Origin of the sequence: Sinomicrobium sp. (assembly GCA_029266035.1) — a bacterium.
In the GTDB taxonomy this organism is placed as follows: Bacteria; Bacteroidota; Bacteroidia; order Flavobacteriales; family Flavobacteriaceae; genus Sinomicrobium.
In genome coordinates this window covers 70,981-79,658 of the sequence record JAJUFH010000012.1, presented here as the reverse complement: position 1 = coordinate 79,658, position 8,678 = coordinate 70,981, and the positions used below count along the sequence as shown (strand labels likewise).

General features: G+C 43.6%; 5 protein-coding genes. 1 reads left to right on the top strand and 4 read right to left on the bottom strand.

The genetic code is table 11. From position 1 onward, the window contains the following. Positions 1-281 precede the first annotated feature (281 nt). Positions 282-1,712, bottom strand: coding sequence for a Gfo/Idh/MocA family protein (locus ACYZZR_RS07615; protein WP_461533401.1), 1,431 nt, complete (start codon positions 1,710-1,712; stop codon positions 282-284). A gap of 13 nt (positions 1,713-1,725) precedes the next feature. After that, on the bottom strand, positions 1,726-2,544 hold the full coding sequence (locus ACYZZR_RS07610; RefSeq protein ID WP_461533400.1) for a 3-keto-disaccharide hydrolase: 819 nt from the start codon (positions 2,542-2,544) through the stop codon (positions 1,726-1,728). Between the two features lie 210 nt (positions 2,545-2,754). Here ACYZZR_RS07610 and ACYZZR_RS07605 point away from each other — a divergent pair, with 210 nt between their 5' ends. After that, positions 2,755-4,113 carry an NAD-dependent succinate-semialdehyde dehydrogenase gene (locus ACYZZR_RS07605; RefSeq protein ID WP_461533399.1) on the top strand — a complete coding sequence of 453 codons (1,359 nt, stop codon included), beginning with the start codon at positions 2,755-2,757 and terminating at the stop codon, positions 4,111-4,113. 63 nt (positions 4,114-4,176) lie between these two features. On the opposite strand, the gene ACYZZR_RS07600 is transcribed toward ACYZZR_RS07605, so the two are convergent. Both ACYZZR_RS07600 and ACYZZR_RS07595 read right to left on the bottom strand, forming a co-directional pair. Then, positions 4,177-5,655 (bottom strand): RagB/SusD family nutrient uptake outer membrane protein, encoded by a 1,479-nt coding sequence (locus tag ACYZZR_RS07600; RefSeq protein ID WP_461533398.1) that lies wholly within the window; start codon positions 5,653-5,655, stop codon positions 4,177-4,179. A gap of 28 nt (positions 5,656-5,683) precedes the next feature. Next, complete coding sequence (locus tag ACYZZR_RS07595; RefSeq protein ID WP_461533397.1) at positions 5,684-8,650, bottom strand: SusC/RagA family TonB-linked outer membrane protein; 2,967 nt, start codon at positions 8,648-8,650, stop codon at positions 5,684-5,686. Positions 8,651-8,678: the final 28 nt, after the last annotated feature.

Below are 8,678 nucleotides of genomic sequence, written 5' to 3'. Positions count from 1 at the left end.
AACTCGGCCAAATAGCGCTTGCAGGAAGCATCATCCGGGAAAACTTTCAAAAAGTCTATGATATTTTGTCCTTTAAATTGTGTCATTTCCTTTGATTTTTAAGGAATAAAAATATAGAATTTATATACATAACTCAACAGATTAAAAAAAACCCGCAGTGCGATATATCATCAATTACTGCGGGTTTTTTAATCGGGTAGATAAAATCGGATCGACACCCTTTGTTTAACTCAAGAGGAGTTCTGTTCCTAAGTTCATAATTCTCAAAGCTCCGGACATCGCTAAAACTCCCTGTACTCCCCAACTAGATACTTATTGGCTTTATCTTCCTTAAATCTGGCAGCTTCGGCATCCCAGTGAAGGGTTTCGCCAGGAAATCGCCCGGCTATGGTACCCAGCAGAATAGTTTCTGTAAGCCGTGCAGCATAATCGAAAGGAGCAGTACACTCTGCCTTACCCAAACAGGCATCTACAAACTGGTGGTAGTGTTTAGGTCCCTCAGTCTCGTAATTTCGAACTGGTTCTCCTAAATGATACTTCTCTGATATTTTAGCTATTTCCTCAGAAATATCGACATATTCTCCATCGACAATTTTTCTGGGTAATTGCATAAAGTGAGGAAGTAGTAAACGTCCTTTTTCCCCGACAAATACAGCTCCTTGTTCTGGAAGTTGACCGTCGGAAGCCACTCTTGCATCGAGTGATATCTTGTCTTTATCACCTACTTTATCTTCTTGTTTTTCTTCAGCTTTATCCTCTTTCATACCGGGCAACACAAGGTCATCGTTTACAATTGGAGCTCCAGGTCCGTCATACCATATCCATTTCAGAGATTTTGAAGTGTATTTCGTTCCCGGAAATTCATAGGTTATAGTATTCTGCTCTGGAAATCCAAAGCCATTGGGCCTTCTACATGCCGCCGCAACAGTTTTTGGCACATCGAGCTCTAGAGCATTGTATGGAGTGTCAAAAATATGTACTCCCATATCGCCAAGGGTACCACAACCGTAATCTAGCAGTTTCCTCCAGTTTGCGGGGTGATAAACATCCTTTTTATAGGTCTGCATGGGTGAGGTTCCCAACCAGAGATTCCAATCCAGTCTTTCCGGTACCGGATCTTCTCCCTCCGGAGGTGGTCCGTCGTATCCCCAATTTTTAGGAGACCAGGCATGTACCGTATGTACTTTTCCTATTATCCCTGAACGGATGAGGAGTGTTGCCAGTTTGTAATCGTAAAAGGAGTGTACCTGTATTCCCATCTGGGTTATCAATCCTTTTCTGGCAGCCAGTTCTTTCATTGCCCGTGATTCAGACACATAATGTGTGAGCGGTTTCTGGCAATACACAGGCTTGTTCATCTCCATAGCCAATATAGAAGCCGGAGCATGGGTATGGTCGGGCGTAGATACAACGACAGCATCGATCTGATCGCTCATTTCTTCAAACATGATGCGATAGTCGGAGAACGTTCGGGCATCAGGGTAAAGCTTGTGCGCTTCAGACAAATAAACTGTATCCACATCGCACAAAGCCACCACTTCCACTGCCGAATGAGAAGAAATCGCCTTTAAATCTTCCATCCCCATATTTCCCACTCCTATATGGGCAGTTCGCAAACGGTTTACGGAAGCTGAAGCTTTTAACAGAGAAGGAAGCAGCATTACTCCTAGAGCACCAACACTGCCCGTTTTTAAAAATTCGCGCTTGTTCATCTGATTGTGAAGGTTATAATTTTTTAATCTTGATATTTCTAAACCATATTGGGCTGGCGTGGTCTTGCAGGGCGATGTATCCAGTTTTGTACTTTCCGTAATCTGGACTGTTTTTCCACTTGTCAGAATTTTTCTTTTCGTACCAAGCCTCATCCCAAGGCACAAAAGTCAACAACAACTTTCCATTGAGCCAATGTTCTACTCTTTCCGGAGTAAAAACTATTTTAGTACTGTTCCACTCTCCTACTGGATGTAGTATTTTATCTGCAGCAGGTGGATGCATAGCATAATCGGCCCCCGTTTGCTGTAAAGGTTTTAGCTCTTCTGGTTTATCGGTATATCCCAGACTGGTATTATATGCTGTAAGATCGTGTATACTGGCGTAATTCTCATCGTCTATGAGTTGATATTCTGGAGCTACCACTGGCGGACCGGAATACCCTTCTTTGACATGATAAAAAATACCGCTGTTCCCTCCTTTAGGAAGTTTCCACTCCAAATACAATTCGAAATTGTCAAACTCTTCAGCTCCGTAGAGAATATCTTTTCCTCCCTTGTAGTTCTGTTCCAATCCGAGCTCAGTATCGAAGGTAAGTGTGCTGTCTTTTACCGTCCACCCCGGAGGAAGGGAATCCATATTATATCCTCGCCAACCTTCTGTACTCGTGCCGTCAAAAAGATAAATCCATTCCGAATCTTTTTGTCCATCTCCTTCGACGAGCTTTTCTTCACTTGTAGTTTTAGCTACCGTCTTTTTGTCGGTATCGGTTTTACAGGAAAAAGTGATTACTGCCAATAACAACAGGCCAATCGGTTTTATTCTTATATTCATAGTTCAAAGTATTTGGTTTTAAAGTTTTCAGTGGAGAGCTAAGATACAGAATTACTGTCCGAGTAAAAACCCTCTCTTATAGAAATATATAAACAGATCTGAGAATGTCCAAGAAAATTATATGCGCTAGTCCGCTATTCTTTTTGTAATTTGCATATCATTTTTTCTCCTTAAACACAAGGAATAGCATCCTGAATTAATACTATCAATATGTTACAATCCATAAATCCGTATTCCTCACAAAAGGTATATGAAATCAGGGAATACAGCGAACAGCAGATTAACGAAGCTATAGACAGGGCAGATAAGAGATATCAATCTTGGAGAGAAGTCACTTTTTCTGAACGTAAAAAATTGATGTTAAACGCCGCTACCGAACTGAGAAAGAACAAGAGAGAATACGCCACGACCATTACGGAAGAAATGGGCAAGCCCATTTCGCAATCTCTGGCAGAAGTGGAAAAATGTGCCTGGGTTTGTGAGTATTACGCCAAAAATGCAGCGCAACAATTAGCTGACAAACTCATAGAAACAGAGGCCTACAAAAGTTATGTGAGTTATGCTCCTATAGGTGTCGTTCTGGCTGTAATGCCGTGGAATTTTCCCTTCTGGCAAGTTTTTCGCTTTGCAGCTCCTGCCCTGATGGCGGGAAATGTCGGGCTGCTAAAACACGCGAGTAACGTTATGAAATCGGCTAGTCTCATCGAAGAAGTTTTCCGCAGGGCCGGATTTCCGGACGGCTGTCTTACCAACTTACCGATAAGCAGCAAAAAAGTGGAGAGCATCATTACAAACAACAAGGTAAAAGCAGTCACACTAACGGGGAGTGAAGCTGCCGGTAGTGCAGTGGCAGCGACCGCCGGCAGCCAGATCAAAAAAACCGTATTGGAGTTGGGCGGCAGTAATGCCCTGGTAGTTTTTGATGATTGCAATCTCGAAGAGACTGTCAAAACCTGTGTGCAGGCGCGCTTTCAGAATGCAGGACAAAGTTGTATTGCAGGTAAAAGACTGCTGTTACAGGCTTCGATAGCAGAAAAATTCACTGAAAAATTTATAGCCGAAGTAAGCCGATTAAAGACGGGAGATCCTATGGATGAAGCTACTTACCTCGGTACTCTTGCCCGCGAAGATTTGGCAGAAGAACTCGAAAAACAACTGCAAAAATCTGTTGAACAGGGCGCTAAGATACTTACCGGAGGCAAAAGGCGCAGAGCTTTTTTTGAGGCTACAATAGTTACTGATGTTACCGAAGAAATGCCCATTTTTAAAGAAGAGACCTTTGGCCCTCTTATGGCCATAACAGTTTTTGACACCGCAGAAGAGGCCGTCGCTCTGGTAAACAATAGCAAATTCGGACTCGGGGTTTCTGTCTTTACCGAGAATCTAAAAAGAGCAGAGAGCCTGATACCTGAATTTGACGACGGCGCTGTCTTTGTAAACGAACTCGTAAAAAGCGACCCTCGCCTACCGTTTGGAGGCACCAAAAGCTCGGGCTACGGAAGGGAATTGTCGACAGACGGCATACAGGAGTTTGTCAACAAAAAAACAGTGTTTATCAATAAGTATTAAAACCGACAAACAGCGTATCGCCAGCTGATACTCCCCAAAAAAGCCTTCCTAGAGACAGTTTCCTTAATATCCCGGATTCTGATCGTCGGGTCCCATGGCACCATTAAAATTGAGCTCGGAATTGGGAATAGGCCACAGATAGTGTTTTTCTGCTATGGTAATTCCCTTTGCCTCCAGTACAGCCTTTGCCGCCGTACCGGTGCGTTTCAAATCGTACCAGCGTTTTCCTTCAAAAATAAACTCATAGGCCTTTTCCTGTAGTACCAACTCTACGAAAGCATCCAGACTGTAATCGGCAGCGTTAAAATCTAAAGAACTGCTGCTGTTTATATCCTGTCCGTAGGCGCGGCGATGCACCTTGTTCAATGCTTCCATCCCCTCGGGGGTAACCCCTCCAGCCTCTCTGGCAGAAGCCTCCGCATATATAAGCAATACTTCTGCAAATCTGTACACGTGCAGGTCGTTCCCTGCACCTCTGTTATTTACGGCTTGTTGGTCTACATATTTTTTAGACACCAGGGTATTCGGGCCGAGACCAAAATCTATACGATCCCAGAGGGCCTTTCTCAAATCGCCCTCGTCCCAATTCACAAAAAAAGGATTGGTCGCATCGCCGTAGTGGGCATAACTCCCTCCAAAATTAAAGAGTCCGGTACTCGGGTGATTCAACACAAAGAGAATCCAGTTACCCTGATTGATCTCATGGGTGTATTTAAACGAAAATACCTCTTCAGAAGACGTCAGAATGTCGGGACCAAAAAGGTTGTATTGAAGATCTTCTATAGTAGTAGCCGGTACCAAGGCGTATTTTCCCGAGTTTATAACATCTAATGCTTCAGCTGCAGCTTCGGGATAATTTCCCAGGGTAAGATGTACGTCGGCCAACAGACTTTTTGCGGCGTAAACTGTAGGGCGACCGATATTACGAGCTTGTTCAGGCAGTTCTTCTACGGCATAGTACAAGTCTTCCAATATAAGCTCGTACACCTCTTCTGGACTGCTTTTTGCTAAATCTACTTCTTCCATATTCGCCTCAGTGCGCAAGGGAAGTCCGCCCCAATTTCTCACCAACATAAAATAGTTCAATGCGCGCATAAATTTAGCTTCCGCAATATACAGCGCTATCTCTTCATCGCTCACTTCTAATGCCTGAGGTGCATTGTGAATCAGCAGATTGGCATTTCGAATACTGAGATAAAAGGCATTCCACCGGGTTGCCGTCGTATTGATATTAGCCGAATTCAAGCCCTGAAAATCGTTGTAATTGGCTCTACTTCCTCGTCCGTATCCCCAATCGGTATGGGCATCTAAAACAGCTATCTGCTCTGCGTATTCTGCCCTGATTGGCGAATAACAGGCGTTTACAGCCGCTTCGAGTTCTTCTCTTGTATTGTAAAAAAGTTCTTCTACTATAGATTTTGGATTTTCATCCAGTTTGCTATCGCTACAGCTACTCAAAATTGTCAGACAAAGACCGGCAAAGGCCAAAGCCGAAATTCTAATAGTTTTTTTGGTGATATTGCTGTGATTTACAAAATTCATGTGTTGAGTTTTTCCTGTTTGAGCAAGTTTAAAATGTCATCCGCAATCCTACGGTAAACCCTTTGGCTACCGGATAAGACAGGTAGTCAATTCCGGGGCTTCCCGCTCCCAGTGAATTCACCTCCGGATCCCACCAGGAATAATCGGTTATGGTGATGAGATTTTGCCCGCTTATATAAATCTGCGATTTTTCTATAAAGCTGTTTTCTAATGGTATGGAATAAGCTAATTCTATATTTTTTAAGCGTATATAAGACCCGTCTTCCACCCATCTGTCGGAAGCGTAGGCCGAGGTATTCCGGCTTATCAAAGGGTATTTGGCATTGGGATTATCCAGACTCCAACTGTCGAGGTATACATCGCGAAGGGTATTTAGTCCCTGTCCGTAATCCATGGTCACAGGAATAGCACTGACATTAAAAATATCGTTGCCTTGCGAACCTTGTATAAAGAACGATAGGCTAAAATTCTTATAGCTCATATAGGAGTTAATTCCATAGATAAAATCGGGATTGGGATCGCCAATATAAGTTTTATCGTCGGCCGATATAGTGCCATCTCCGTTCAAATCCATCAATTTTATCTGTCCCTGATCGTCGTAACCGTCTTCGCGATATCCCCAAAATTGTCCCATAGGCTTACCTTCACTGAGAATGGAAATATTATCCTGTACCACCAAAACAGAAACATAAGAAGTAAGTATATCTTCTCCCCCGTATAGCTGCACTACCTTATTCTTGTTAGAGGATAAATTTGCCGAAAGATCCCACTTAAAATCCCCTGTAAATACAGCTCCGAACGCACCGATCTCAAATCCCCTGTTCTGCACCTCGCCCACATTTTGAATCGTAGACAAATAGCCCATTGAACTCGGCAAAGGCACAGTGTTGAGCAAATCGCGAGTATTTTTGACGTAATAATCCAAACTCAACGAGATGCGGTTATTCAGAAAACCCATGTCTAGCCCTACATCCCATTGTTCTGTAGTTTCCCATTTAAGATTTCCGGGCAAGCGCGTGCCCGGAGCTAGAGTGTTGTACAGCTGATCGTCTAGAACCGTTTTGCCGGAGAGCAGTACATTCAAGGTAGTATAGGGACTTATCGCCTGGCTTCCTACCAATCCCCAACTACCTCTTATCTTCAGGTCGGAAAAGAGATTCCACCTTTTTATAAAAGGTTCTTCGACAGCTCTCCAAGCCAGTGCAGCCGACGGAAAATTCCCCCACTTTTCACCTTCACTATATCGAGAAGAACCGTCGCGTCTCATACTAAAGGTCAATAAGTAACGGTCCTTAAAAGCGTAATTGATTCGCCCGAGATATGACAACAGTGTCGACTCTGCATATCCTGAAGAGGGAATTCCGGGGGTTTCCGATATTTGAAGCTGATACGACTCGAAGGCATCGCTAATAAAGCCTACTCCACTACCGGCTACGTATTCGTGAGTGAAATTTTGATAGGTAAATCCGGCCAGGGCTGAAAGTCTGTGCTTGTCGTTGAATGTCTTTTCGTAAGTAAGGGTGTTTTCGCTGAGTAGGCTTCGCTCCTGATTGGTCGTTACATTGGCCGAACCGTTGGAATTGTGAAAATCTCGCGTAGTATAAGAATCTGTTCTATCGTCTCTGTTTTCTATACCTCCGGCTATTCTCAGTGTAAGTTCAGGAATGGGATTAAACACAAAGGCAAGGTTGCTCAGCACCACATTGGCCTTGATTTTATTGGATTGTTCCCTGATAAAATTGATAGGATTTACAATATCGGGTGCTATAAACGGATACTCATCGGCCAGCACACGATAACTACCGTCTTCATTATAGGGCGTAGAAATCGGCGCTGCAGCTATGGCCGCTCCGATAAGCGAGTTTCCCCGGCTACCACCCCTGCTGTCTTTTCTATAAGTCTCTAGATAGGAGAGCGAATTGTTCCATTCCACTCTTACCTTATCACTGATTTCATGGCTCAGATTCACACGACCGGAATATCTCTTGTAATCGCTTCCCTCTACAATACCTTCGTTGTCAAAAACACTTCCTCCAAGAGAGAATTTTGTTTTTTCATTTCCTCCACTTACGGATAGCGAATACGATTTGACCACTCCTTCCCCAAACACAAAATCCTGCCAGTCGAATCCCTTTCCGAAATTGTTTATTTCACTTTCCGAAAAATAGGGAGCCTGATTGTCATTTTCGGCCTGAAGATTCATCAACACCCCATATTCCCTACCACTGAGCAAATCGAGTTTTGAAGTTTGCCACTGGGTGGAATAACTGCTTTCAAATTCGACTCGTGTTGCTCCTTCCCTTCCCTTTTTAGTAGTTATCATTACCACTCCATTCGCTCCTCTCGAACCGTAAATAGCCGTGGCAGAAGCATCCTTTAGTACTTCTATGCTCTCTATATCTGCATTGTTGATATGAGTGGGGGCAGCAGAATAAGGGAAACCGTCTACCACATAGAGCGGATCGTTATTACCTTGAATAGAGTTGGAACCCCGAATTCTCACACTTACTGCAGCACCGGGGGCTCCTGTACTCTGAGACACCTGAACACCGGGAGCTCGTCCTTGTAACGACTGCATGACAGAACTTGTAGGAAAGGCACTTACCTCTTCTGCACTCACTTGTGATACCGCTCCGGTAAGATCGCTCTTTTTTACATTGCCATAGCCTATCACCACCACCTCTTCAAGTCCGGTAATATCCTGTTCGAGAACGATTGTAATCTCCTGTTGCCCACTTACGGGAATCTCGCGAGTTACAAATCCTATAAAAGAAACTTTGAGAACTGCATTATCAGCTGATACTTCGAGGGAAAACATACCATCAACATCTGTCTGTGTCCCGTTTTTTGTACCTTTCTCAGAAACATTAGCAGCCGAAAGTGGATGACCATAAATATCTTTAACTGTTCCCGAAATCGACCACAGCTGAGCATTAGCAGATGCCAAACCGATAAGTAAAAAGAAAAATAAAGAGCAAAGTAAATCGTTTTTCATAGAAGTCGTTTTTGCAAGGATATTGATA

What these genes read in the sequence shown, in the direction of transcription:
- ACYZZR_RS07615 (WP_461533401.1), bottom strand. Translation starts at nt 1,712, where the DNA reads ATGAACAAGCGCGAATTTTTAAAAACGGGCAGTGTTGGTGCTCTAGGA.
- ACYZZR_RS07610 (WP_461533400.1), bottom strand. Translation starts at nt 2,544, where the DNA reads ATGAATATAAGAATAAAACCGATTGGCCTGTTGTTATTGGCAGTAATC.
- ACYZZR_RS07605 (WP_461533399.1), top strand. Translation starts at nt 2,755, where the DNA reads ATGTTACAATCCATAAATCCGTATTCCTCACAAAAGGTATATGAAATC.
- ACYZZR_RS07600 (WP_461533398.1), bottom strand. Translation starts at nt 5,655, where the DNA reads ATGAATTTTGTAAATCACAGCAATATCACCAAAAAAACTATTAGAATT.
- ACYZZR_RS07595 (WP_461533397.1), bottom strand. Translation starts at nt 8,650, where the DNA reads ATGAAAAACGATTTACTTTGCTCTTTATTTTTCTTTTTACTTATCGGT.